A 24,693-nucleotide genomic window follows, 5' to 3' on the forward strand; every position below is an offset into this window, starting at 1 on the left:
CCGCCGCCCCGGTGCGCTGGTTTGATCCCACGATAGGGCGTCAGCCCTCCTGCGCCGCCTCCGCCTCCGGCGCGGCGGGCGCACCGGCTCCCACCAGGGCCGGGGAGGCGTACCGGGACCAGGACAGGCAGCCGTCGGGCGGGCAGTGGTCGGGGCGGCGGGGATCGTGGCCCAGCTCGCGGAGCTTGGTCCGCACCGAGTCGGGGGTGCGACCGAAGCGGGCGGCTATCCGGGCGATGGTCTCGCCGGCGTGGAAGCGCTGGGTGAGGTCCTCCTCGTGCTGGGGCACCCAGGGGGCGCCGTGGCCGGGGAACAGTTCGCGCAGGACGTCGCGGTCGGGGATCGGCTCGGCCACGTCGGCGACGAGCGCGAGGGCGCGCAGCGCCCGGTTGAGCGCGATGCGCAGCGCGGGGACGTCGGTGAGCGGGAGGGTGAGGGCGCCGGAGGCGAGGAGCGTCTCCGGGGCGTCCTCCTGCCAGCCGGTGAGCGTGAGGGTCACGGTGGAGTCGTCGTCGCTGGCGAGCTCGATGCGGAAGATCTTGTCACCGAGCGGCAGTTCGTTGAGATGCCGGAATGCCATGAATCAGCCCCCAGGGATCCGAATCCGCCGATCCCCGTCGGGACCGGTCCGGACTGGGTCCATTCTCCCATCGGGCACTGACAACGCCGGGTACTGGGCGGATGCAACGGGGCCCGGAGCGGCGGCTGTTCGCCGGGACCGCGGCCCCCGGCAGCCTCGGTGCCGGCTCTTCCCGGGCCCCGCTCAGCCCTTGTCCCGGGCCCCGCTCACCCCTTGTCCAGGAACTGCTCGCGCTCGGCGTCCAGCAGGGCGTCGAGGGCGGTCCTGAGCTCCGGGTGGCGCTCCAGCTCCGGGTCGGCGGCGACGAGCGCGGACGCCTCCTCCCGGGCCTGCGCGATGACGTCCTCGTCCTCGATGACGGCCAGCATCCGCAGACTGGACCGGACCCCGGACTGGGCCTGGCCGAGCACATCGCCCTCCCGGCGCTGCTCCAGGTCGATCCGGGACAGCTCGAAGCCGTCGAGGGTGGCGGCGACCGCCCCCAGCCGGGCCCGGGCGGGGGCGGCCTCGGGCATCTCGGTGACCAGCAGGCAGAGGCCGGGCGCGCTGCCGCGGCCCACCCGGCCGCGGAGCTGGTGCAGTTGGGAGACCCCGAACCGGTCCGCGTCCATGATGACCATCACCGTGGCGTTGGGGACGTTCACACCGACCTCGACGACCGTGGTGGCCACCAGGACGTCCACCTCGCCCGCGGAGAAGCGGCGCATCACGTCGTCCTTGGCCTCGGGCGGCATCCGGCCGTGCAGGACCTCCACCCGCAGCCCGGCCAGCGGTCCGCGCCCGAGCTGTTCGGCGATGTCCAGGACGGCGAGCGGCGGGCGGCGCTCCTCGTCCTCCTCCGCCGGTGCGGCCTTGCGGCGCGCGGGGGCGGGGCCGTCCTCCTCGTCACCGATGCGGGGGCAGACCACGTACGCCTGGTGCCCCGCCTCCGCCTCCTCGCGCAGCCGTTCCCAGGCGCGGGCGAGGAAGTGCGGTTTCTCCCCGGCGGGGACGACATGGCTGGCGATCGGGGACCGGCCCGCGGGCAGCTGGTCGAGGACCGAGGTCTCCAGGTCGCCGAAGACCGTCATGGCGACGGTGCGCGGGATGGGCGTGGCCGTCATGACGAGCAGGTGCGGGGGCTGCTTGCCCTTGGAGCGCAGGGCGTCGCGCTGTTCGACGCCGAAGCGGTGCTGTTCGTCCACCACGACGAGCCCCAGATCGTGGAACTGCACCTTGTCCTCGATCAGGGCGTGGGTGCCGATGACGACGCCCGCCTCGCCGGTGGCCAGGTCGAGCAGCGCGGCACGGCGGGCGGCGGCGCCCATGGAGCCGGTGAGCAGGACGACCTTGGTGGCGTGTTCGGCGCCCCCGAGCATGCCCCCCTCCGCCAGCTCGCCCATCATCTCCGTGATGGAACGGTGGTGCTGCTGGGCCAGCACCTCGGTCGGCGCGAGCAGCGCGGCTTGCCCGCCGGTGTCGACGACGGCCAGCATGGCGCGCAGCGCGACCAGGGTCTTGCCGGAGCCCACCTCGCCCTGGAGCAGCCGGTGCATGGGGTGTTCGGCGGCCAGGTCGGCGAAGATCTCGGCGGAGACCCGCCGCTGGCCTTCGGTGAGGGTGAACGGCAGCCGGGCGTCGAAGGCGGTGAGCAGACCGTCCGGGCGGGGGACCCGGGGGACGGCGGGCAGCTGGGACTCGGCGTGCCGGCGGCGGGCCAGCGCGGTCTGCAGCACGAAGGCCTCGTCCCACTTGAGGCGTTCCCGGGCGCGCGCGATGTCGGCCTTGGTGGCGGGCCGGTGCACTTGGCGGAAGGCCTCGGGAAGCGGTGCGAGGCCGCGCTCACGGCGCAGGCTCTCCGGCAGCGGGTCCACGATACGGTCCCAGCCGGAGGCCTCCAGGGTGTCGAGCAGGGTGCCGACGGACTGGGAGATCTTCCAGGACTCCATCTTGGCGCAGGCCGGGTAGAGCGGGATCAGCTCGTTGGCCCAGGCCTCGGCGTCCCGCGGGTCGCTGTCGCGGGCCAGCAACTGGTACGCCGGGTGTGCCAGTTGCCGGGCGCGGTTGAAGACCCCTACCTTGCCGGAGAACATGCCGCGCCGGCCGGGCACCAGCTCCCGCTGGTGGTGGTGGGCCCCTCTGCCGAAGAAGACCAGCCGGAGCCGGCCGCTGCCGTCGGTGAGGGTGACCTCCAGACGCACGCCCTTGCCCTTGTTGAAGGTCAGCAGCCGGGCGTCGGCGACTTCGGCGACGACGGTCACGTGTTCGTCGAGCGGGAGGTCGGCGAGACGGGTGAGCTCCCCGCGCTCGGCGTAGCGGCGCGGGTAGTGGTGCAGCAGGTCGCCGACGGTACGCAGGTTCAGCTGCTCGGCCAACACCTTCGCGGTGTTGCCGCCGACCGTCTTCCTCAGGGGTTCGTCCAGGGCGGGCACGCCGTCCATTGCACACCATGGGTGCGACAGCCGGGGTCAGCCGCAGCCGTCTCCCGCCCGGAACGGCCGGGCGGGCCGGGCGGGGCCGGGGTCACTCGACGCCGATGATCAGCGGAACGGAGGGCTGGCCGCCCCGGTGGACGACGGTGTCGACGGCCAGGTGTCCCCGGCGCACCCGGTCCTCCAGGTGGTCCGCCAGGGCGTCGGGCGCCTCGGCGCCGAGCACCAGGGTGACCATCTCGCCGCCCGCGGCCAGCATCCGTTCCAGGACGGCTTCCGCCGTCACGGCGAGGTCCTGCCCGATCACGGCGACATCGCCGTCGATGAGTCCCAGGACGTCACCGGCCTGGCAGACGCCGGCCATGGTCCAGGACCGGTGTTCGGCCACGACCAGCTCGGCGTGGCGGGTGGCCCCGGCGGCGGAGGTCATGGCGACGACGTCCTCGTCGAAGCGGCGGTCCGGCCCGTGCACCGCCAGGGCGGCGATGCCCTGGACCGGCGAACGGGTGGGGATGACGGCGACCCGTATGCCCTCCACCCGCGCCTGCTCCGCGGCCGCGGCGGCCGTGTGCCGCAGGGCGGTGTCGTTGGGCAGCAGCACGACCTCGCGGGCGTGCGCCCGGCGGAGGGCCTCCACCAGTTCACCGGCCGCGGGCGGCTCCCCGGGGCGCACGGTGACCACCGTCGCGCCCGACTCGCGGCACAGCTCCGCCAGCCCGTCGCCCGGGACCACCATGACGACGGCGCGCTGGGCGCGCGGCGGCTGCTGGGCGCGGTGGGCGTCGGAACCGAAGTGGGTGACGCGGATCCGGTACGGCCGTCCGGCCTCGATCCCGGCCTCGACGGCGGCTCCGGCGTCGTCGACGTGCACATGGACGTTCCACAGCCCGTCGCCGCCGACCACGACCAGCGAGTCGCCGAGCGGGTCCAGCCGTTCCCGCAGGGTCTCCACGGCCTCGTCGCCGGCCTCCAGGAGGTACATGACCTCGAAGGCCGGTCCCGCGCCGTCGCAGACGGCGGGCTCCGCACCGGCGCCGGCACCGCCGCGGGGCGTCTCCGGGAGGGTCGTCTCCGCGGGCGCCGGACCGCCGTCCTCCCCTGCTCCGGCGTACGGGATGTCCGAGCCCGCCGGGGCGGCCGCCGGGGGCTGTCCGGCCGGCGGGCCCGGAGCGCGGCCGGACCGGCCCCGTCGCCCCTTCGGCCGGGGACTCTCCCCCGTCACGGCCTCCATCAGCGCGCCGAGGACGGTCACCAGCCCGTATCCGCCCGCGTCGACCACACCGGCGCGGCCGAGGACCTCCAGTTGCCCGGGGGTCTCCTCCAGCGCCGCACGCGCCCCCTCGTACGCCGCCCGCACCACCTCGGCGGCGCCTCCCCCGGCGCGCTCGGCGGCCTCCGCCGCGGCCGCGGCCACCGTGAGCATCGTTCCCTCGACCGGGTGGGCGACGGCCCGGTACGCCGCCTCGCCGGCCTGCCGCAGGGCCCGGCGCAGCCGTTCGCCACCGGCCCGGCCGCCGGGCTCCGCGGCCACCTCCCCGGCCGTCTCCCCGGTCGCCTCCCGGGGCACGGCCAGCACCTCGGCCAGTCCGCGCAGCATCTGCGACAGAATCGTGCCGGAGTTGCCGCGGGCGCCGATCAGGGCGCCGTGCGTCATGGCGCGCAGCGCGTCCGGCAGCGCCGGCACCGCGGTGCCGGGCCCGGCCGGGACAGCCGCCGGCTCCGCGTGGGCGGCGAAGACCGCCTCGACCGCCTGGGCCGCGGACTCGACGGTGAAGTACAGGTTGGTCCCGGTGTCCCCGTCGGCGACCGGATAGACATTGATCGCGTCGATGCTCTCCCGGGCCTTCCCCAGCGCCTCCAGGGCCAGTCCGCACCAGGTGCGCACCATGGTGGCGTCGAGGGTGTCGGGCACCGATGTCCTCCTCAGGCCGGGGCGGGGAGCCGTCGGCAGCGTAGCCGCGGAACGGGCTCCGCCCGGGAGGGGGGCCGGGCGCCCATGGTAGTTTCGTTGTACGGGAGCGGTCGTTGTATGCTGCTCCGGTTGCCCGACCCGAGTCGGGACATTCCCCCCGGCGGCACCGGTCATCGACTTCGATCCCCGGTAAGCCGGGAATTCACCGTACGTGCATCTGAAGTCTTTGGAGTGACCCGTGGCTGCCAACTGCGACGTCTGCGGCAAGGGGCCGGGCTTCGGCAACAACATTTCGCACTCGCACCGCCGCACTCGCCGTCGTTGGAACCCCAACATCCAGACGGTGCGCGCTGTGGTCGGTCGGACGCCGAAGCGGCTCAACGTCTGCACCTCGTGCATCAAGGCCGGCAAGGTCTCGCGCTGACGTTTCCGTCGCAGCGCAGCCCTTGGCCGGTTGCCGAAGCCGGTCCGCCTCCTGGGCGGACCGGCTTTTCGCATGCCCGGGGCCGCGCCCGGTTCAGCGGAACCGCCAGCCGTGGTCCACGGGGCCGATCTCCGATCCCAGGGGGAAGCCCGCGGCGATCGCCCCGGTGACGTACTTCTTGGCCGCCGCGACCGCTGCGGGGACCTCCGCCCCCTTCGCCAGCTCCGCCGCGATGGCGGCGGCGAGGGTGCAGCCGGTGCCGTGGGTGTGCCGGTTGTCGTGCCGGGCCGCGCGCAGCCGGTGCTCCTCCCGGCCGTCGGTGAGCAAATCCACCGCCTCGCCCGGCAGATGACCGCCCTTGATCAGCGCCCAGCGCGGGCCGAGGGCGAGCACCGCGTCGGCGGCCCGGCGCAGATCCTCCTCGCGCTCCACGCGGACTCCGGTGAGTTGCTCGACCTCGGGCAGATTCGGGGTGGCGACGGTCGCGGCCGGCAGCAGCCGGGTCCGTACGGACTCCAGCGCCGAGGCGGCCAGCAGCGGATCGCCGTGCTTGGAGACCCCGACCGGGTCCACGACCACCGGCGCCCCGGTGCCGCCGAGGAGCTCCGCGACGGCCTCCACGAGCTCGGCCGAGGAGAGCATCCCGGTCTTCACGGCGTGCACACCGATGTCGTCCACCACACTGCGGAACTGGGCCCGTACCGCCTCGACGGGCAGGTCCCAGGCGCCCTGCACACCGCGCGAGTTCTGGGCCGTCACGGCCGTGATCACGCTCATGCCGTGGGTGCCGAGGGCGAGCATCGTCTTCAGGTCGGCCTGGATGCCCGCCCCGCCGCCGGAGTCCGACCCGGCGACGGTGAGTACGAGCGGGGGTGTCTGCGAGGCCGGAAGCGGCCGCGGTGATATGTCCACGGTCAGGGAATCTACCCGGCGTCCCCGTCCTCGCCGAAGTGGTCCCAGCCCGCCTTCTCCCAGGGCGCCCCGTCCACGGTGACCTGGGGCAGCGCCGAGCGGCCCAGCACCTCGCCGATCACCCGCCAGCGGGCGGGCAGTTTGGTCTCCGGCGGGAAGACGGCCGCGAGGGCGTGGTCCTCGCCTCCGCTCAGCACCCAGTGCAGCGGATCGACGCCCACGGCCTGTCCGATGTCGGACATCTGCGAGGGGATGTCGACGGCACCGGAGCGCACGTCGATCCGGACCCCGCTGGCCTCCGCGATGTGCCCGAGGTCGGCGATCAGGCCGTCGCTGACGTCGGTCATGGCCGTGGCGCCGAGCGCCGCCGCCGCGGGACCGGCGTGGTACGGGGGTTCCGGCCGCCGGTGCGCCTCGACGAAGGCGCGCGGCGAGCGGAAACCGCGGGAGAGCACCGCGTGCCCCGCGGCGGACCAGCCCAGCCAGCCGGTGACGGCCACGACGTCGCCGGGCCGCGCGCCGGAGCGCAGCACCGGCTCGGCGTTGCGCAGGTCGCCGAGGGCCGTGATGGAGACCGTGATCGTCTCGCCGCGCACCACATCGCCGCCGACCACCGCGGCCCCCGCCACCTGGCACTCGTCGCGCAGTCCGTCCATCAGCTCGGCCGGCCAGGTCGCGGGCAGTTCCGCGGGGACGACGAGCCCGAGCAGCAGCGCCGTGGGCACCGCGCCCATGGCCGCGATGTCCGCCATGTTCTGCGCCGCTGCCTTGCGGCCGACGTCGTAGGCCGTGGACCAGTCGCGGCGGAAGTGCCGCCCCTCCAGCAGGATGTCCGTGCTGGCGACGACCCGCCGGTCCGGTGCCGCGACGACCGCCGCGTCGTCGCCGGGCCCCAGCCGCACGGCCGGGGTGGTGGTGAGCCGCGAGGTCAGCTCCCTGATGAGGCCGAACTCGCCCAACTCCCCCACGGTGCCCTTCATTCCTGTGCCCCTATCTCCGCCCGGCGGGCGCTGCGGCCCCGGTCCGGTGCTCGGTCTCCCCTGCCGGCCGCGGCGCCGGCGGTGTCGGTCCTTGGTGTGTTCCGCCGGGCGGCGGGGGGCGCCACAGGCCGTGCGGGGTCTCCCCGCGCCGCCCGGCGGCGCGGTACCGTGGCGTCCCTTCTTCCCACATGATCCTCGTAGCCGCCCTGGAGGTTCCGTGGTACAGGCGTACATCCTGATCCAGACCGAGGTCGGCAAGGCCTCGTCGGTCGCCGAACTGGTCTCCAAGCTTCCCGGGGTCATCCAGGCAGAGGACGTCACCGGTCCGTACGACGTCATCGTGCGTGCCCAGTCCGACACCGTCGACGAGCTGGGCCGCCTCGTGGTGGCCAAGGTGCAGCAGATCGACGGCATCACCCGCACCCTGACCTGCCCCGTCGTCCACTTCTGAGGCCCCGGGGCGCCCGGCATGCGCCCGGACCGGCTGGGTAGTCTCGATCGGGTGACCACCCTCTTCCGCCGTTTCCTCTGGCTGCCCGTCGTCATCTCCGTGACCGCGGCGGGCTGTTCCGCCGCCGACAGCGGCCGTCCGGTGCCCACCCCCTCGCCGAAGACCGCGAAGCTCTGCCGGGCCCTGTACCAGGAACTTCCGGAGAAGGTGGACGGACTGGAACGGAGCGCCGACGAGCCCCCTTCCGAGTTCGCCGCCGACTGGGGCGACCCCGCCGTCCAGCTGCGCTGCGGGGTGTCCCGTCCCGAGGTCCTCACACCGGGGACCGAGCGGTACAACCCCACGGCCGAGGGGATCGAGGTGAACGGCGTGCTCTGGCTCCCCGAGAAGCAGGAGAACGGGTACCGCTTCACCACCACCCTGCGCAAGGCCTACGTCGAGGTGACCGTCCCCCGGGAGTACCGGCCCGAGGTCAACCCGCTGACGGACCTCGCCGACGCCGTCAAGAAGACCATCCCGGACGCGCTCCAGTCCGATGACGGGGCGGGTTCGACGGGAGACTAGCGGCGTCCGGCGCCGGAGGCACCTCCCGCGTCCTCCGGGCAACCGGGGAGCGTCGCAGGGCGGAGCGCCGCCCGCGCACCGGACGTACAGGAGCGGTGCGGCCACGCGGCGCGCCGGGTTGTCCCCCGTGCCGAGAGCTCGCGGACGGGTGCCGGGCGTCGCGGGCCGGTGGGCCTTCCCGGTCACAGCACTGGCGCCCCGCCGCGGCGGGCGGCTCAGCGGAGCCCGGTCGGCCGCCGCAGGGCGGCCTGGATCAGCCGGTCCACCAGCTCGGGATAGCTCACGCCGCTCTCCTGCCACATCCGCGGATACATGGAGATGGGGGTGAAGCCCGGCATGGTGTTGATCTCGTTGATCACGAACTCGCCGTTCTCCTGCAGGAAGAAGTCGGCGCGGACCAGGCCCTCGCAGGCCGCCGCGTCGAAGGCGAGCACGGCCAGTTCCCTGACCCGGGCGGTCTCCTCGGGGGTGAGCGGCGCGGGGACCACCCCGGCCGCCGAGTCGATGTACTTGGCCTCGAAGTCGTAGAAGTCGTGCGCGGTGACGGGCGGGATCTCGGCGGGCACGCTGGCACGCGGACCGTCCTCGAACTCCAGCACCCCGCACTCGATCTCCCGGCCGCGGAGCAGCGACTCGACCAGGATCTTGGGGTCGTGCCGGCGGGCCTCGGCGACTGCCTCGTCCAGCTCTTCGGGGCCGCTCACCCGGCTGATGCCCATCGAGGAGCCGGCACGCGCGGGCTTGACGAAGACCGGCCAGCCGTGGTCGGCGGCGAAGTCGATGATCTTCTGACGGGCGGCGGCGCCGCGCTCCGCGCCGCTGCCCTGCTCCCACTCGCGCGGCCGGATCACCGTGTACGGGCCCACTGGCAGGCCGAAGGAGGTGAAGACCCGCTTCATGTACTCCTTGTCCATGCCGACGGCGGACGCCAGCACTCCGGCGCCGACATAGGGCACCCCCGAGAGTTCCAGCAGCCCCTGCAGGGTGCCGTCCTCGCCGTACGGACCGTGCAGCACGGGGAAGACGACGTCCACCTCACCGAGCGACTTGGGCACCTGCCCGGGCTCGGTGTAGACGACCTCGCGGCCGGCCGGGTCGACCGGGAGCAGCACACCGCCCTCGGCGGACTCCGCGAGATCGTCGACGCTCGGCAGGACGCGGCCGTTGATCGCCATCCGCTCGGGCTCGTCCGCGGTCAGCGCCCAGCGGCCGTCCGTGGTGATGCCGATCGGCAATACCTCGTACTTGCTCCGGTCGATGGCGCGCATCACGGCGCCCGCGGTGACCACCGAGATGGCATGTTCGGAGCTGCGGCCGCCGAACACGACGGCGACGCGCGGCTTCCGGCCGGCGGCACCGGCCGGGACACGGGCCGGGACACCGGAGGAGGCGGGCGCGGGGTTCTGGGTGGATGACTCGCTGCTCATATCGGCTTGAGACTACCCTGCGCACCCCGCGCCGCGGCAGCCACCGGTACCGCATCGGCGTGGACGGATCCGGGGACCGCACCGGCCCGGACGAGGTGAGGAACCGTCAGTGGCGTTCGGCCTTGGCGCTGCGCGACATCAGGTCCTTGAGGGCCACCATCGGCGGCTTGCCGTCATGGACGATCTCCACCACCGTCTCGGTCAGCGGCATGTCGACGCCGTGCCGCCGGGCCAGTTCCAGTACGGACTCGCAGGACTTCACGCCCTCGGCGGTCTGCTTGGTGGCCGCGATGGTCTGCTCCAGCGTCATCCCGCGGCCCAGGTTGGTGCCGAAGGTGTGGTTGCGGGAGAGCGGCGAGGAGCAGGTGGCGATGAGATCGCCCATGCCGGCGAGCCCGGCGAAGGTGTGCGCGTCCGCGCCCATGGCGGCCCCGAGCCGGCTGGTCTCGGCCAGGCCGCGGGTCATCAGCGACGCCTTGGTGTTGTCGCCCAGCCCCATGCCGTCCGCGATGCCCACGGCCAGCGCGATGACGTTCTTGACGGCGCCGCCCAGCTCGCAGCCGACGACATCGGTGTTGGTGTACGGGCGGAAGTACGGGGTGTGGCAGGCGGCCTGGAGCCGCCGTGCGACGGACTCGTCGGCGCAGGCGACCACCGAGGCGGCGGGCTGCCGGGCGGCGATCTCCGGAGCGAGGTTGGGACCGGTGAGCACGGCGACGCGTTCCGCCGGCACACCGGCGACTTCCTCGATCACCTCGCTCATCCGCTTGGCCGTGCCGAGTTCGACGCCCTTCATCAGGCTGACGAGCACGGTGTCGGACGGCAGCAGCGGCGCCCACGCGGCCAGGTTGCCGCGCAGGGTCTGCGAGGGTACGGCGAGCACCGTGAACTCGGCGCCCCGGGCGGCCTCGGCGGGATCGGTCGTGGCCCGTACGGTCGGCGGCAGTTCGACGCCGGGCAGATAGCCGGGGTTGCTGCGGCCGGAGTTGACGGCGTCGACGACCTCCGCGCGGCGGCCCCAGAGGGTCACCTCGCAGCCGGCGTCGCCGAGCACCATGGCAAAAGCGGTCCCCCATGATCCCGTTCCGTAGACCGCGCAGCGCGTCACGCGCCATCCCCCCGTCCGTGCCGTTCCTGCCGCCTCCCGCGCTGCTCGGCGCGGGCCCTGCTGTGATCGTAGAGCTGTTCCGGCGCGGGCTCGCCCCGCAGCTCGGCGAGGAGCGCGGTGATCGCGGCCATGATGGTCTCGGTGGCGGCGCGCAGCACCTCGGCGGTCGGCTCCTGTCCGTAGAACTCGGAGAGGTCCACCGGCGGACCGGCCTGTACCCGCAGTGTCTTGCGCGGGAAGAGCCGGACCTTCTTCGTCCGGGCGTACGGCGGCACGGCCTCGTTGGCGCCCCACTGGGCCACCGGGATCACCGGCGCCTTGGTGAGCAGCGCGACCCGGGCGGCCCCGGTCTTGCCCTGCATCGGCCAGTGGTCCGGATCGCGGGTGAGGGTGCCCTCCGGGTAGAAGGCCACGCACTCGCCCCGGTTGACGGCGTCGACGGCGGCGCGGAAGGCGTTGGCGGCATCGGTCGACTCCCGGTAGACGGGGATCTGGCCGGTGCCGCGGAGGATCATGCCGACGAACGGGACCCGGAAAAGCGGTGCCTTGGCGAGGAATCGCGGCACCCGTCCGGTGTTGTACTGAAAGTGCGCGTACGAGAGCGGATCCAGGGCGGAATTGTGATTGATGGCGGTGATATATCCGCCGTCGGCCGGAAGGTGCTCCATTCCGTGCCAGTCCCGCTTGAAGAAGAGGAGCAGCGGCGGTTTCGCAATGGCCGCGGCCAAGCGGTACCAGAAGCCGATTCTGCGGCGGGACACTCGGACATCCTCCTCGTGGGACCTGTCGGGCTGCGGGTGGGCAGCCGCACAAGTGTCGCCCCAGGGCCCCGCTCTGTCGAGCACACGGTATCCCCGTCTCCGCACTCCCGTTCCGGTGGCGGGTGACAATGCGGGGGAAGGCCCGGCGGAGGACGGAGGCGGCATGGGCACGGCCTGGTCACTGGTGATACCGCTGAAGCCGCTGGCCGTGGCCAAGAGCAGGCTGGCGGAGGCGGCGGGAGAGGAGCTGCGTCCGGGGCTCGCGCTGGCCTTCGCGCAGGACACGGTGGCGGCCGCGGCGGCCACGCCGGGGGTCGGCGATGTGGTGGTCGTCACGGACGATCCGCTGGCCGGGGCCGAACTGGCGGAGCTCGGCGCGCGGGTGCTCCCGGACGCTCCGCGCGCGGGGCTCAACGCCGCGCTGGCGTACGGGGCGCGGGCCGCGCGGGACCGGCGCCCGGACGCCCCCGTGGCGGCGCTCAACGCGGATCTCCCCGCGCTCCGCGCCCCGGAACTGGCACGGGTCCTCTCGGCCGCCGCTCTCTTTCCCCGGGCATTTCTCGCGGACGCCGAGGGAGTGGGGACGACTTTTCTCTCCGCGGCTCCCGGGGCGGAACTCGGCCCGGCTTTCGGCGGCCCTTCCCGGAATCGGCACCGCCGGTCCGGAGCCGTGGAAATCACCGTGCCCGGGGTCGATTCGGTCCGGCGCGACGTGGACACCGGAGAGGATCTGCGGGCCGCTCTCCGGCTCGGCGTGGGATTCCGTACGGCCGCTCTCACCGGCCGCCCGCTGATCGCCGAGTAGGGCCGCCGGCGGCTACGCTGCCCTTATGCAGGCCACCGCTTACACCTATGACGCCGGAACCCGCTGCGGGAGCGTGCTGCTGGACGACGGCACGCCCGTGGAATTCGACGCGGCCGCCTTCGACGCCGGCGGGCTGCGGCTGCTGCGGCCGGGCCAGCGGGTGCGGATCGAACTGGCGGAGGACGGACCGGCGGAGGAGGGCGGCACCGGGGCCGGGACCGCGGGGGCGGACCGCACCGGCGGGGCACCCCGGATCGCCCTGGTGACCCTGCAGACGTTCTGACGGCCGAGGCGCGCCCCGGACATGCCGCGGGCCGGGCTCCCCGAGGAGCCCGGCCCAGCGTGGGGGTGGACGGCTGCCGTACGGCTCGCCTACTTCCTGCGGACGGCCGTCTTCTTCGCGGCGGTGTTGCGCGCGGTGGCCTTGCGGGCCGGCGCCTTCTTGGCGGTGGTCTTCTTGGCCGGAGCCGTCTTGGACGTCGCCTTCTTGGCGGTGGCCGACTTCTTGGCGGTGGTCTTCTTGGCCGCGGCGGTCTTGGCGGTCGCCGCCTTCTTCGCGGGCGCCGCCTTCTTCGCGGCGGTCTTGCGCGCGGTGGCGGCGGTCTTCTTCGCCGCCCCCTTCTTCGCGGCGGCCTTCTTCGCCGCGGCCTTGGTGGTGGCGCGCGCGGAAACCCCGCCGGTGAGGCTGCCCTTGGGCGCCTTCTTCACCGCCACCTCGCCTCCCTTGGGAAGCTTCTTGCTCCCGCTCACCAGGTCCTTGAAGCCCTGGCCGGCGCGGAAGCGGGGCACGGAGGTCTTCTTGACCCGGACCCGCTCCCCCGTCTGCGGGTTGCGGGCGTACCGGGCCGGACGGTCGACCTTCTCGAACGAGCCGAATCCGGTGACCGAGACCCGGTCCCCGGCGACCACCGCGCGGACGATCGCGTCCAGCACCGCGTCCACGGCGTCGGCGGCGTTCTGGCGGCCACCGAGCTTGTCCGCGATCGCTTCTACGAGCTGCGCCTTGTTCACGTCTTCCCCTTCGGAGACATTGCCTGAACGAATCAGTTCGGGCGATTTCGCACGTTAGGCAGATATATACCGCAAATCAAAGACGAAACGGTCTAATCACCCTTGTGCCGCAATGGATCTCGACCGTTACGCAGGTGTGCCGGGGCGTAATCGGCTGCCGTCGAGGTCCTGCATGAAGCGCTCCAGACGCCGTGCCGCGCCGGGGAGATCGTGTTTGGCCGCGGCCGTGATGGCAAGCAGCTTCCGGGAGAGCGCCATCCGCTCGTCCTCCGGGACTTGCAGGGAACGCACCTGTGCGTGCGCTTCCTTGAGGCGGCCCGCGACGAGCTCGTGAAGTGGGAGTTGAGGGCCGCGTTCCATGCACAGATTGTGCCATCTGCGGCGAGTTGTCGCCCCACCGGGTGTCAACCCGTTTCGGGAAAGAGCCTCGCACACGCCGGCGCCCCCCGCCTGCGGGGCGGGGGGCGCTGTGGTCCGTACGGCGCCTGGGCCGTACCGGGGAAGGACGCGAACTGGCCGGTCAGGCCACGGTGGTGGCGGGTTTGAAGGCGGGGCGGGAAGCCTCGTAGGCGGCGATGTCGGCCTCGTTCTTCAGGGTGAGGCTGATGTCGTCCAGCCCTTCCAGGAGCCGCCAGCGGGCGTTCTCGTCGAGATCGAAGGAGGCGGTGAGGACGGTGCCGTCCGGGCGCGGGGCGCGGACCTCACGGGCGACGAGGTCGACGGTGACCGGAGTCCGCGGGTCGGCCTCGGCCAGCTCCCACAGGGTGTCGACGGTCTCCTGCGGCAGGACCACCGTCAGCAGCCCGTTCTTCAGCGAGTTGCCGCGGAAGATGTCGGCGAAGCGGGAGGAGAGCACGGCCCTGAAGCCGTAGTTCTGCAGAGCCCAGACCGCGTGCTCGCGCGAGGAGCCGGTACCGAAGTCCGGCCCGGCCACCAGCACGCTCGCGCCCTGGTACTCGGCCTGGTTCAGGACGAACTGCGGGTCCCTGCGCCAGGCCTCGAAGAGCCCGTCCTCGAAACCGTCGCGGGTGACCTTCTTCAGCCAGTGCGCCGGGATGATCTGGTCGGTGTCGACGTTGCTGCGCCGCAGCGGTACGGCCCGGCCGGTGTGGGTGGTGAACGCTTCCATGATGTCTCAGGCCTCCACGAGAGCCGGGATGTCGGACAGGTCGGCCGGGGAGGCCAGATGCCCCAGGACCGCGGTGGCCGCGGCGACCTGCGGGGAGACCAGGTGGGTCCGCCCGCCCTTGCCCTGCCGTCCCTCGAAGTTGCGGTTGGAGGTGGACGCCGCCCGCTCTCCGGGCTGGAGCTGGTCGGGGTTCATGCCCAGGCACATCGAACAGCCCGCGTGGCGCCACTCGGCGCCGGCGGCGGTGAAGACCTTGTCCAGGCCCTCCTCGACCGCCTGCAGGGCCACGCGCACCGACCCGGGGACGACCAGCATCCGCACGCCGTCGGCCACCTTGCGCCCCTGGAGGATCGCGGCGGCCGCGCGCAGGTCCTCGATCCGGCCGTTGGTGCAGGAGCCGACGAAGACCGTGTCCACGTCCACCTCGCGCAGCGGCTGTCCCGCGCTCAGGCCCATGTACTCCAGGGCCTTCTGCGCGGCATGCCGCTCACTGGCGTCGGTGAAGGAGGCGGGGTCCGGTACCGAGGCCGACAGCGGCGCGCCCTGGCCGGGGTTGGTGCCCCAGGTGACGAACGGCGCCAGGGAGGAGGCGTCGATGACGACCTCGTGGTCGAACACCGCGTCCTCGTCCGTGCGCAGCGTCTTCCAGTAGGCGACGGCCGCGTCCCAGTCCTCCCCCTGCGGGGCGTGGGGCCGGCCCTGGAGGTAGGCGAACGTGGTCTCGTCCGGGGCGATCATGCCCGCGCGCGCGCCGGCCTCGATCGACATGTTGCAGATCGTCATCCGGGCCTCCATCGAGAGCTTCTCGATGGCCTCGCCGCGGTATTCGATGACGTAGCCCTGGCCGCCGCCGGTGCCGATCTTCGTGATCACGGCCAGGATCAGGTCCTTGGCCGTGACGTCCGCGGGCAGTTCGCCCTCGACGGTGATCGCCATGGTCTTGAACGGGGCCAGCGGCAGGGTCTGGGTGGCCAGGACGTGCTCGACCTGGCTGGTGCCGATGCCGAACGCCAGCGCGCCGAAGGCGCCGTGGGTGGAGGTGTGGCTGTCACCGCAGACCACCGTCATACCGGGCTGGGTGAGTCCCAGCTGCGGTCCCACCACGTGGACGACGCCCTGTTCGACGTCGCCCAGCGGGTGCAGCCGCACCCCGAAGTCGGCGCAGTTCTTGCGCAGCGTCTCCAGCTGGACCCGGGAGACCGGGTCCGCGATCGGCTTGTCGATGTCGAGGGTGGGGGTGTTGTGGTCCTCGGTCGCGATGGTGAGGTCCAGCCGCCGCACCTGCCGGCCGTTCTTGCGCAGTCCGTCGAACGCCTGCGGGCTGGTCACCTCGTGCAGCAGGTGCAGATCGATGAAGAGAAGGTCGGGCTCGCCTTCCGCGCGCCGGACGACATGGTCGTCCCAGACCTTCTCCGCGAGTGTCCGTCCCATCGCTTTCCCTCCGGCCGGCGGCTCTGCCGGCCCATCTCGGCTTGTCGTTCCGTCCCTGCGGTGATCCGCGGGGCGGGTGCGCGTACCGGTGCCCCCGGGCGCTGGTCCTGCCCGGAGCCGGGTGTCCGCCGGATGTCCAACCGCCGTTCCACCACGGGCCGCTCCTACAGATTGGCGGCTTCCGGGGAAATGTGAACTTGCGTTTCATACTCTGAGACGCGAATATCGACGCATGGACAACTCTAGCGGCTCCAGCGGGGTCGGCGTTCTCGACAAGGCAGCTCTGGTTCTGAGCGCTCTGGAGTCCGGTCCGGCCACCCTCGCCGGGCTGGTCGCCGCGACCGGTCTCGCCCGCCCCACGGCTCACCGGCTGGCGGTGGCCCTGGAGCATCACCGGATAGTGGCGAGGGACATGCAGGGCCGGTTCATCCTCGGTCCGCGGCTGGCCGAACTGGCCGCCGCGGCGGGCGAGGACCGGCTGCTGGCGACGGCCGGCCCCGTGCTCACGCATCTGCGGGACGTCACCGGGGAGAGCGCGCAGCTCTACCGGCGCCAGGGGGACATGCGCATCTGCGTCGCCGCGGCGGAACGGCTGTCCGGACTGCGGGACACCGTGCCGGTCGGCTCCACCCTACCGATGAAGGCGGGCTCGGCGGCGCAGATCCTCATGGCCTGGGAGGAGCCGGAGCGGCTGCACCGCGGGCTGCAGGGCGCCCGGTTCACGGCCACCGCTCTCTCCGGGGTGCGGCGCCGGGGCTGGGCCCAGTCCATCGGCGAGCGGGAGCCGGGGGTGGCCTCCGTCTCCGCCCCGGTGCGCGGACCGTCGAACCGGGTGGTGGCCGCCGTCTCGGTCTCCGGTCCGATCGAGCGGCTGACCCGCCACCCGGGGCGGATGCACGCCCAGGCGGTCATCGACGCCGCGGGCCGGCTCACCGAGGCCCTGCGGCGCAACGGCGGCTGACCACCGGCGGGCGGGGAGCCGGTACGGCGATGGCGACGGCCGTACCGGCGCGGCCCCGGCCCGCGGCACTGCCGGAAAGGCCGGGCACCCCGGACGGCCGGGTGGAGGCCAGGCATGCGAGAAGGCCCCCCGCCGAAGCGGAGGGCCTTCTGCTGTGCGTACCCCCGACCGGATTCGAACCGGCGCTACCGCCTTGAGAGGGCGGCGTGCTAGGCCGCTACACAACGGGGGCCTGCGGACGCTGTGTTCATCGTCGGGGTATTCACCGAGACGGGAGACACACGCGCGTGACGCGCTGGGCTACCAGGACTCGAACCTAGACTAAATGAACCAGAATCACTCGTGCTGCCAATTACACCATAGCCCATGGTATAGACCAGTACCCCCGACCGGATTCGAACCGGCGCTACCGCCTTGAGAGGGCGGCGTGCTAGGCCGCTACACAACGGGGGCCCCAGCGATCCGAGGCGCGGCTCCGCCAGAAGCTACCTGACGGGGCCGGCTGCAAGGATCTGTACCCCCGACCGGATTCGAACCGGCGCTACCGCCTTGAGAGGGCGGCGTGCTAGGCCGCTACACAACGGGGGCTAGTCACTGCACACACATGCACAAGCCTGCGAAAAGCATCCGCAAGCACAAGAGAGTTCACAGGGGATCTCTTGCTGGGCTACCAGGACTCGAACCTAGACTAAGTGAACCAGAATCACTCGTGCTGCCAATTACACCATAGCCCACCAAAACGCAACCCCTGACCGGGGTTTTGTTCTGTCGCGCTGCCTCTCCGGTCCATCGGCCCGGGTGGGCGGCGCAGGAAGAACATTACCCGATCGTGGACAGCGCTCCAAAACGGGTATCTCCCGCCGCGCCCACCGCCGGTGGGCCGGGACCGGCACGGCCGCGGCACCGCGGCGGGTCAGCGGCGGAACGCCGCCCGGACGCCGGGAGCCCGCCCGCGCGGCGTCTGCCGTACGGGCGGGCTCCCGGGAATCCGCGGGCGCCTCAGGAGGCGCTGACCCGCTCCAGCGCGGCGGTGAGCCGGCGCAGCGTCTCGTCGTGCCCCAGCAGCTCCATGGACTCGAACAGCGGCGGCGACACCCTGCGGCCCGTGACGGCCACCCGCAGCGGCGTGAAGGCGTGCTTCGGCTTGATCCCGAGGCCGTCGACCAGCGCCGTGCGGAGCGCCGCCTGGATCGGCTCGGGGGTGAACTGCTTCAGGTCGCGCAACACCTCGACGCTCGCCTCCAGCACGGGCCGCGCCTCGGGGGTGAGCACCTTGGCCGCGTCGGCCTCGTCCACCCGGAACTCGTCCGGGTCCACGAAGAGGAAGCCGAGCATCCCGGTGACCTCGCCGAGGACGACCATCCGCTCCTGGGTGAGCGGCGCGGCCCGGGCCAGCAGCTCCAGCTGCTCGGCGGTGGGCTCCTCCTCCGGGAAGAGGAAGGGCAGCAGCCGGTCCGCGAACTCGTCCGCGCGGAGGGCGCGCAGATGCGTGGCGTTGATCGCCTCGCACTTCTTGAGGTCGAAGCGGGCCGGATTGGCGTTGACGTCCGCGATGTCGAAGGCCGCGACCATCTCGTCCATGGAGAAGACGTCCCGGTCCTCGGCGAGCGACCAGCCCAGCAGTGAGAGGTAGTTGAGCAGGCCCTCGGGGAGGAAGCCGCGCTCGCGGTAGAGGTTGAGCGAGGACTGCGGGTCGCGCTTGGAGAGCTTCTTGTTGCCCTCACCCATCACATACGGCAGGTGGCCGAACTGCGGGACGGTGCCGTTGCCGACGCCGATCTCGGCCAGCGCCCGGTAGAGGGCGATCTGGCGCGGGGTGGAGGAGAGGAGGTCCTCCCCGCGCAGCACGTGGGTGATCTCCATCAGCGCGTCGTCGACGGGGTTGACGAGCGTGTAGAGCGGGGCGCCGTTGGCCCGGACGATGCCGAAGTCGGGCACGTTCTCCGGGGTGAAGGTCAGCTCGCCGCGGACCAGGTCGGTGAAGGTGATCGGCTCGTCCGGCATCCGGAAGCGGAGGACCGGGGTGCGCTCCTCGGCCCGGTAGGCGGCGATCTCCTCCTGGCTGAGGGCGCGGCACTTGCCGTCGTAGCCGGAGGGCCGGCCGGCGGCCCGGGCCTCGTTGCGGCGGGCGTCGAGCTCCTCGGTGGAGCAGTAGCACTTGTAGGCGTGGCCGGCCTCCTCCAGGCGGCGGGCGACATCGGCGTAGATGTCCATGCGCTGCGACTGCCGGTAGGGAGCGTGCGGGCCGCCGGTCTCGGGGCCCTCGTCCCAGTCCAGGCCGAGCCAGCGCATCGCGTCCAGCAGCTGCGCGTAGGACTCCTCGGAGTCGCGGGCGGCGTCGGTGTCCTCGATGCGGAAGACCAGGGTGCCGCCGTGGTGCCGGGCGAAGGCCCAGTTGAAGAGGGCGGTGCGGACCAGGCCCACATGCGGGTTGCCGGTCGGCGAGGGGCAGAAACGGACGCGTACGGGGTACGGGAGGGGTGCGCTAGCCACGCTTGATCACCTTATTGGTGAGAGTGCCGATGCCTTCGATGGTGACGGCGACCTCGTCGCCGACGCTGAGGGGGCCGACCCCGGCCGGGGTGCCGGTGAGGACGACGTCGCCCGGGAGCAGCGTCATCGCCTCGGTGATGTGCGTGATGAGGTCGGCGACGGACCGGACCATCTCGCCCGTGCGGCCCAGCTGCCGCTGCTCGCCGTTGACGGTGCACATGATGCCCAGGTCGGCGGGGTCGAGTTCGGTCTCCACCCAGGGGCCGAGGGGGCAGGAGCCGTCGAATCCCTTGGCCCGCGCCCACTGCTCCTCGGTGCGCTGGACGTCCCGGGCGGTGACGTCATTGGCACAGGTGTAGCCGAGGATGACGTCCTGGACCCGCTCCCGGGGGACCTCCCGGCACATGCGCCCGATGACCACGGCCAGTTCGGCCTCGTGGTGCACCTCCTGGGAGAAGGAGGGGTACGGGATGGGATCGCCGGGGCCGGTCACGGAGGTCGAGGGCTTGAAGAAGGTGATGGGCACCCCGGGGACCTCGCCGCCCATTTCGGCGGCGTGCTCGGCGTAGTTGCGCCCGACCGCCACCACCTTGCTGGGGAGCACCGGGGGCAGCAGCCGCACCTGGGCCAGCGGCACCTTCCTCCCCGACCGCTCGAACTCGGCGAAGGGGTGGCCCTTGATGATGTCGAGGACGGGGCCGTCCGGATCGGACGGCTCCCCCTCCACGATGCCGAAGGCGACGTTGCCGTCGATGGAGAATCTGGCGATGCGCACGGGAAGCCGCTGCCCCTCACTCACTGGCCGGAGACTGACGCCCCAGGCTAACGCCCGCCCGGCGGCGGCGGGCTCACCGGAGAGACCGGGTCACGCGCGCGGTCGCGCGGGGGTATCAGCCGTTCGGAGCGTCCACGAGGACGGTGCGGCGCGGGTTGGCGGTCCGGGCGGGGAGCTCGGACGCGCTCTGCGGCTGCGGCTCCTCGACGACTGCGGGACGCAGTTCGTCGGCGTCCTCGAGGTGCGCCAGCGTGGTGCGTCGCGGGTTCGCTATGTTGCGGAACATCATGGTCGTCTTCACCGGTCGCTCTGTCCCTCGTGCTTGTCGTTCCGGGCCTGCCTGTCAACACGCAGGCTAGACGCGCGGTTCCCATCTGCCGGTAGAACAAAGCCAGGAATGCCATGTGATTTTGCTCACTTACACCAAAACATAAGCGGCATATCGGACGGATTTCTACGGGCAGCGAATCAGGACATCAGTGGACGGAACCTCTCATTCCGCACCTCATCGGGGCCACCGGGACAGAGGGCGTTCTCGGCCGATTGGCCAGCAATTGTCCGCTATCCATGTCATTGCTTTCCACGTGGGGTAACCCGGCCCGCACATAGCGTCACCCGCCCGACGGAGCCGTTCTCCGCCCTTGTTGGAGATCCCTCTCTGTGCTGGAATCTCACGGACCGCCGCACCATCCAGCCGGCGCGCACCACTGGCGCAGAGAAGCGCCGCGCGGCGGTGTCTCACCAGTACGAACCAGAACCGGGGGAGACGCGCCGGTCACTCACGACCACCATGGGGGCTCCGGTTCCCACGACTCGACACCGTTCCACCGCTCACACGGGGGAACGCCTGGTCCAGAGGTTGCGACGCTAGTGCAGGGACGTTTCAAGAGGGATAGCAGCGCTGCGGCGGACCCGGAGCTGCATGGCGGGGCCGACCGCGGCCTCTCGTCCGAGCGTGCCCAGGGCCCCGGAGCCACACCCGGCGACCACGGTTCCGACCGGGGCGCCCCGACACAGGGCCAGGGCGGGGGCGACGGGTCCGGCACGCCGGACGTCCCCCATCCGAGCGCCGGCACACGGCTCGCTCTGCGCAACTGGCGCATCAGCACCCGTCTCGTCTCCCTGCTGGCCCTGCCCGTGGTCGCGGCGACGACCCTGGGCGCGCTGCGGATCGACACCTCGATGGACGATCTCGACCAGCTGGAGAACATGCAGCTGCTGACCGAGATGACCAAGCAGGCCACCGAGCTGGCGTCCGCCCTCCAGGAGGAGCGCGACCACTCGGCCGGCCCGCTGGCGGCCGGTGACAAGAAGAACGACGACGTCGTCTACCCGCGGCAGCAGACCGACCGGGCCAAGCAGGCGTTCCGCGAGGCGACCCAGGAGATCGAGTCCTCGGACGACGACTCCCTGGTGGGCGTCAACTCCTCGCTCGTCAACATCCTCAAGCAGCTGGAGCAGATCAAGCAGATCCGCTCCAACGCCTACGCGGACAGCGAGTACATCGCGCTGACCGTCTACCAGTACAACCAGCTGATCACCTCGCTGCTCTCCCTCTCGCAGGACATGGCGCAGGCGACCAGCAACACCGAGATGATCCGCGCCACCCGCGCGCTCGCGGCGTTCTCCTCCGCCAAGGAGTACGCGTCCATCCAGCGTGCGATGATCACCGCGGCCCTCGCCAACGAGCCCAAGCCGAAGCTGGTCGCGAGCGACCGCCTCTACGGTGAGAGCGCGCTGCTGAGCGAGGAGTCCACCCTCGCGCAATTCAGCCAGATCTACGACGGCAAGCAGACCACCGAGGAACTCCTCCAAGCCCTGGAGGACGGCGGCAGCGCCAACATCATCCTGGCCGACAAGTACGCGGCCCGGATGCTCAAGCCGGACAGCCCGATCGCGAACGAGACCCGGTCGTACAAGGACTGGTACGACCAGGACACCGCCAAGATCGAGGAGATGTCCAAGATCGAGGCGACGCTGCTCTCCGAGATGGAGGACAAGGCGCGCGAGCTGCGGTCGGAGGCCCAGCGGGACGCCCTGCTCAACGGTCTGGTCATCCTGCTGGTCCTCGGTGTCTCGCTGGTCGGCGCGTTCGTCGTGGCCCGCTCCATGGTCCGCTCGCTCCGCCGGCTGCAGGACACCGCCCAGGAGGTCTCGCAGAAGCGGCTGCCCGAGCTGGTCAAGCAGCTCTCCGATGCCGACCCGCAGGACGTGGACACCTCCGTCACCTCCGTCGGTGTGCACAGCAAGGACGAGATCGGCCGGGTGGCCGCGGCGTTCGACGACGTGCACCGCGAGGCGGTCCGCCTCGCCGCCGAGCAGGCGCTGCTGCGGGGCAACGTCAACGCGATGTTCACCAACCTCTCGCGCCGCAGCCAGGGCCTCATCCAGCGGCAGCTCTCGCTCATCTCCGAGCTGGAGAGCCGCGAGGCCGACCCCGACCAGCTGTCCTCGCTCTTCAAACTGGACCACCTCGCGACCCGTATGCGCCGTAACGGCGAGAACCTCCTCGTCCTCGCGGGCGAGGAGCCGGGCCGCCGGTGGACCCGCCCCGTCCCGCTGGTCGACGTGCTCCGCGCGGCGGCCTCCGAGGTGGAGCAGTACGAGCGGATCGAGCTGAGCTCCGTGCCCTCGACCGAGGTCGCGGGCCGGGTCGTCAATGACCTCGTGCACCTCCTCGCCGAGCTGCTGGAGAACGCCACCTCGTTCTCCTCCCCGCAGACCAAGGTCAAGGTCACCGGTCACGCGCTGCCCGACGGCCGGGTGCTGGTCGAGATCCACGACACCGGGATCGGCCTCTCCCCCGAGGACCTCGCGGACATCAACGAGCGGCTGGCCAGCCCGCCGACCGTGGACGTCTCCGTCTCCCGCCGCATGGGTCTCTTCGTGGTCGGCCGGCTCTCCCAGCGGCACGGCATCCGCATCCAGCTCCGGCCCTCCGACTCGGGCGGCACCACCGCCCTCGTCATGCTGCCGGTCGACGTCGCGCAGAGCAGCCGCAAGACCCCCGGCAACAAGCCGAACGCGAACCCGGCCTCCCAGGGTTCCGGCGCCGGAACCGGCGGTCCCCAGGGCAACCGGCTCGCCGGCATGGCGCCCCGCGGCCAGATGCCCGGCGGCGGCCGCCCCGCCCTTCCGGGCCGGGACGGTGCTCCGTCCGGTGGTCCCGGTGGACGCCCCGACAGCGGCCCGCCGCCGCAGCGCCCCCAGCAGGGCGGCGGCCCGGCCTACGGCGACCCCTCGCAGGGCCAGGGCCGCGGCGGACCGGGCGGGCCCGGCGGGAACAACATCTTCGGGGCCCCGGCCCCGGGCGCCGGCGCCCCCGCGCGCCAGGCCGCTCCGGACGACCGTCCCGACCGTCCCCGCCCCGCGCTTCCGCAGCAGGGCGCGGGCCCCGGCGCCTCCCAGCCGCCCGTCGCGCCGCCCACCGGCGCGCCGCGGCAGGCACCGGGCCGCGGGCCCGCGGGGCAGGGCCCGCGGGCCCAGATACCGCCGCGCGGTCCCGCCGGCGAGCTGCCGGGCGGGCCGCCCCGCCCGCAGAGCGAGCAGCGGCCGGCCGAGCCCGCCGGGACGAGCTGGGGGGCCCGCAGGTCCTCCGGTGACGACTGGCCGGGCTCCCGGTCCGAGCCCCCGCGCGGCCACGAGGAAGCGGAGTCGACGGCGCAGTTCCCGCGTCCCGACTTCACCCAGCCTCCCGGTGCCCCGCAGCAGCAGCGGCCTCCGGCGCCGCAGCAGTGGCAGGACACGGGCCAGTACCCGGCACCCCACGGCCAGGGCCGGCCCCCCGTCCGCAGCGACCGGGACCCGGGCGACACCGCTCAGTTCCCGCGACCCGGCCACAACGCGCCGCAGCCCGGAGCGCAGCAGCCCGGAGCGGCGCAGCAGCCGCCGCAGCGGGCGCCGCAGCAGCGGCGTGCGGAGCCGGAGGCACTGCCCCCGGCGTCCGGACCGGGTGACGGCCGTACGCCGCTCTTCGAGGCGCTGGAGTCCGACTGGTTCCGCGGGATCCGCGGCGGCCGGCCGGGGGAGGACGGGGAGGAGCCGCAGCCCCGCCAGGAGCCGCAGCCCCGCCGGGAACAGCCGGCTCCGGCCTCCGTCCCGCCGCCCCCGCAGCGGCGGGAGGCGTCCCGTGCGGAGAGCCCGGGCGGCAACGGCGCGGTATGGCGTTCGTCCCCGAACGACGAGCTGGGCCGGCAGGCCGAGCGCGTGCGCCAGCCCGCCGCCGGCGGTCTCACCACCTCCGGACTGCCGCGCCGGGTCCCCCGGGCGAACCTCGTGGCGGGCACGGCACAGCAGCCGGAGACGATCCAGCCCGGTCCGCAGGTTTCCCGGGCGCCCGCCGACGTGCGCGGGCGTCTGACCAACCTCCGCCGGGGTATCCAGCAGGGCCGCCAGGCCGGGCACAACCCGGGCCCCGGCGAGCACGGCATTGGTCCCACTTACCATCAGGAGCGTTAGTTGAGCCCGATGAGCCAGGCGGCGCAGAACCTGAACTGGTTGATCACCAACTTCGTGGACAACACCCCCGGGGTGTCCCACACCGTGGTGGTATCCGCCG

The 24,693-nt window shown here is 72.7% G+C and carries 22 protein-coding genes, 5 tRNA genes and 1 pseudogene; 8 read left to right on the forward strand and 20 right to left on the reverse strand.

Annotation, left to right across the window (positions count from 1 at the left end):
* Positions 1-40: 40 nt before the first annotated feature.
* The 3 genes from IF83_RS0114200 to IF83_RS0114210 form a co-directional block, all read right to left on the reverse strand.
* Entirely contained in the window at positions 41-580 is a 540-nt protein-coding gene (locus IF83_RS0114200) for a hypothetical protein (protein WP_030544525.1), read from the reverse strand.
* A gap of 206 nt (positions 581-786) precedes the next feature.
* Entirely contained in the window at positions 787-3,000 is a 2,214-nt protein-coding gene (gene recG / locus IF83_RS0114205; RefSeq protein WP_030544526.1) for an ATP-dependent DNA helicase RecG, read from the reverse strand.
* An 82-nt stretch (positions 3,001-3,082) separates the two neighbouring features.
* Positions 3,083-4,879, reverse strand: a complete 1,797-nt coding sequence (locus IF83_RS0114210; RefSeq protein WP_030544527.1) for a DAK2 domain-containing protein — start codon at positions 4,877-4,879, stop codon at positions 3,083-3,085.
* 262 nt (positions 4,880-5,141) lie between these two features.
* On the opposite strand from IF83_RS0114210, the gene rpmB reads away from it, so the two are divergent.
* Positions 5,142-5,327 (forward strand): 50S ribosomal protein L28, encoded by a 186-nt coding sequence (gene rpmB / locus IF83_RS32065; protein ID WP_009714771.1) that lies wholly within the window; start codon positions 5,142-5,144, stop codon positions 5,325-5,327.
* A 93-nt stretch (positions 5,328-5,420) separates the two neighbouring features.
* Here the strand turns inward: rpmB and thiD are convergent, their stop codons facing one another.
* The gene (gene thiD, locus IF83_RS0114220; protein WP_030544528.1) at positions 5,421-6,233 is read right to left on the reverse strand and encodes a bifunctional hydroxymethylpyrimidine kinase/phosphomethylpyrimidine kinase; all 813 of its coding nucleotides are present in this window, start codon (positions 6,231-6,233) and stop codon (positions 5,421-5,423) included.
* 17 nt (positions 6,234-6,250) lie between these two features.
* Positions 6,251-7,219 (reverse strand): thiamine-phosphate kinase, encoded by a 969-nt coding sequence (locus tag IF83_RS0114225; protein WP_030544529.1) that lies wholly within the window; start codon positions 7,217-7,219, stop codon positions 6,251-6,253.
* Positions 7,220-7,436: 217 nt separating this feature from the next.
* Between IF83_RS0114225 and IF83_RS0114230 the strand changes: the two genes are divergently transcribed.
* Both IF83_RS0114230 and IF83_RS0114235 read left to right on the forward strand, forming a co-directional pair.
* Positions 7,437-7,670, forward strand: coding sequence for an Lrp/AsnC family transcriptional regulator (locus tag IF83_RS0114230; protein ID WP_019709861.1), 234 nt, complete (start codon positions 7,437-7,439; stop codon positions 7,668-7,670).
* 51 nt (positions 7,671-7,721) lie between these two features.
* Positions 7,722-8,234 (forward strand): DUF3515 domain-containing protein, encoded by a 513-nt coding sequence (locus tag IF83_RS0114235; RefSeq protein ID WP_244177067.1) that lies wholly within the window; start codon positions 7,722-7,724, stop codon positions 8,232-8,234.
* Between the two features lie 215 nt (positions 8,235-8,449).
* Here the strand turns inward: IF83_RS0114235 and IF83_RS0114240 are convergent, their stop codons facing one another.
* The 3 genes from IF83_RS0114240 to IF83_RS0114250 all read right to left on the reverse strand — a co-directional run bounded on the left by IF83_RS0114240 (position 8,450) and on the right by IF83_RS0114250 (position 11,530).
* On the reverse strand, positions 8,450-9,661 hold the full coding sequence (locus IF83_RS0114240) for a D-alanine--D-alanine ligase family protein (RefSeq protein ID WP_030544531.1): 1,212 nt from the start codon (positions 9,659-9,661) through the stop codon (positions 8,450-8,452).
* A gap of 106 nt (positions 9,662-9,767) precedes the next feature.
* The gene (locus tag IF83_RS0114245) at positions 9,768-10,769 is read right to left on the reverse strand and encodes an NAD(P)H-dependent glycerol-3-phosphate dehydrogenase (protein WP_030544532.1); all 1,002 of its coding nucleotides are present in this window, start codon (positions 10,767-10,769) and stop codon (positions 9,768-9,770) included.
* Positions 10,766-11,530 carry a lysophospholipid acyltransferase family protein gene (locus IF83_RS0114250; protein WP_030544533.1) on the reverse strand — a complete coding sequence of 255 codons (765 nt, stop codon included), beginning with the start codon at positions 11,528-11,530 and terminating at the stop codon, positions 10,766-10,768. Before IF83_RS0114250 ends, IF83_RS0114245 begins: the two co-directional genes overlap by 4 nt.
* A gap of 163 nt (positions 11,531-11,693) precedes the next feature.
* Here IF83_RS0114250 and cofC point away from each other — a divergent pair, with 163 nt between their 5' ends.
* Positions 11,694-12,335: a 2-phospho-L-lactate guanylyltransferase gene (cofC, locus tag IF83_RS0114255; RefSeq protein WP_037679969.1), complete on the forward strand. Its 642-nt coding sequence runs from the start codon at positions 11,694-11,696 to the stop codon at positions 12,333-12,335.
* Positions 12,336-12,360: 25 nt separating this feature from the next.
* Positions 12,361-12,618: a hypothetical protein gene (locus tag IF83_RS0114260; RefSeq protein ID WP_030544535.1), complete on the forward strand. Its 258-nt coding sequence runs from the start codon at positions 12,361-12,363 to the stop codon at positions 12,616-12,618.
* An 89-nt stretch (positions 12,619-12,707) separates the two neighbouring features.
* Here the strand turns inward: IF83_RS0114260 and IF83_RS0114265 are convergent, their stop codons facing one another.
* The 4 genes from IF83_RS0114265 to leuC form a co-directional block, all read right to left on the reverse strand.
* Positions 12,708-13,346, reverse strand: a complete 639-nt coding sequence (locus tag IF83_RS0114265; protein ID WP_030544536.1) for an HU family DNA-binding protein — start codon at positions 13,344-13,346, stop codon at positions 12,708-12,710.
* Between the two features lie 126 nt (positions 13,347-13,472).
* Positions 13,473-13,706, reverse strand: a complete 234-nt coding sequence (locus IF83_RS0114270; protein ID WP_030544537.1) for an SCO5555 family protein — start codon at positions 13,704-13,706, stop codon at positions 13,473-13,475.
* A 160-nt stretch (positions 13,707-13,866) separates the two neighbouring features.
* Complete coding sequence (gene leuD, locus IF83_RS0114275; protein ID WP_030544538.1) at positions 13,867-14,475, reverse strand: 3-isopropylmalate dehydratase small subunit; 609 nt, start codon at positions 14,473-14,475, stop codon at positions 13,867-13,869.
* A gap of 6 nt (positions 14,476-14,481) precedes the next feature.
* Entirely contained in the window at positions 14,482-15,906 is a 1,425-nt protein-coding gene (gene leuC, locus IF83_RS0114280; RefSeq protein WP_030544539.1) for a 3-isopropylmalate dehydratase large subunit, read from the reverse strand.
* A 232-nt stretch (positions 15,907-16,138) separates the two neighbouring features.
* Here leuC and ndgR point away from each other — a divergent pair, with 232 nt between their 5' ends.
* Positions 16,139-16,867 carry an IclR family transcriptional regulator NdgR gene (gene ndgR / locus IF83_RS0114285; protein WP_019709872.1) on the forward strand — a complete coding sequence of 243 codons (729 nt, stop codon included), beginning with the start codon at positions 16,139-16,141 and terminating at the stop codon, positions 16,865-16,867.
* A 159-nt stretch (positions 16,868-17,026) separates the two neighbouring features.
* On the opposite strand, the gene IF83_RS0114290 is transcribed toward ndgR, so the two are convergent.
* The 8 genes from IF83_RS0114290 to IF83_RS0114325 all read right to left on the reverse strand — a co-directional run bounded on the left by IF83_RS0114290 (position 17,027) and on the right by IF83_RS0114325 (position 20,436).
* Positions 17,027-17,099: transfer RNA gene (locus IF83_RS0114290), tRNA-Glu, on the reverse strand.
* A 63-nt stretch (positions 17,100-17,162) separates the two neighbouring features.
* A tRNA-Gln gene (locus tag IF83_RS0114295) sits at positions 17,163-17,234 on the reverse strand.
* A gap of 13 nt (positions 17,235-17,247) precedes the next feature.
* Positions 17,248-17,320 (reverse strand) — tRNA-Glu (locus IF83_RS0114300).
* Positions 17,321-17,382: 62 nt separating this feature from the next.
* Positions 17,383-17,455 (reverse strand) — tRNA-Glu (locus tag IF83_RS0114305).
* 74 nt (positions 17,456-17,529) lie between these two features.
* A tRNA-Gln gene (locus IF83_RS0114310) sits at positions 17,530-17,601 on the reverse strand.
* A gap of 265 nt (positions 17,602-17,866) precedes the next feature.
* A complete protein-coding gene (gene gltX, locus IF83_RS0114315; RefSeq protein ID WP_030544540.1) occupies positions 17,867-19,360 on the reverse strand; it encodes a glutamate--tRNA ligase in 1,494 nt (497 codons plus the stop codon).
* Positions 19,353-20,135 (reverse strand): fumarylacetoacetate hydrolase family protein, encoded by a 783-nt coding sequence (locus tag IF83_RS0114320; RefSeq protein WP_030544541.1) that lies wholly within the window; start codon positions 20,133-20,135, stop codon positions 19,353-19,355. The genes gltX and IF83_RS0114320 overlap by 8 nt, the downstream gene beginning before the upstream one ends.
* A gap of 115 nt (positions 20,136-20,250) precedes the next feature.
* On the reverse strand, positions 20,251-20,436 hold the full coding sequence (locus IF83_RS0114325; RefSeq protein WP_030544542.1) for a hypothetical protein: 186 nt from the start codon (positions 20,434-20,436) through the stop codon (positions 20,251-20,253).
* Between the two features lie 569 nt (positions 20,437-21,005).
* On the opposite strand from IF83_RS0114325, the gene IF83_RS0114330 reads away from it, so the two are divergent.
* Complete coding sequence (locus IF83_RS0114330; RefSeq protein ID WP_030544543.1) at positions 21,006-24,593, forward strand: sensor histidine kinase; 3,588 nt, start codon at positions 21,006-21,008, stop codon at positions 24,591-24,593.
* Between the two features lie 9 nt (positions 24,594-24,602).
* Positions 24,603-24,693 (forward strand): annotated as a pseudogene (locus IF83_RS32070) (roadblock/LC7 domain-containing protein); the annotation flags it as partial.

The organism is Streptomyces albus subsp. albus (genome assembly GCF_000719865.1).
Classification (GTDB): Bacteria; Actinomycetota; Actinomycetes; order Streptomycetales; family Streptomycetaceae; genus Streptomyces; species Streptomyces albus_E.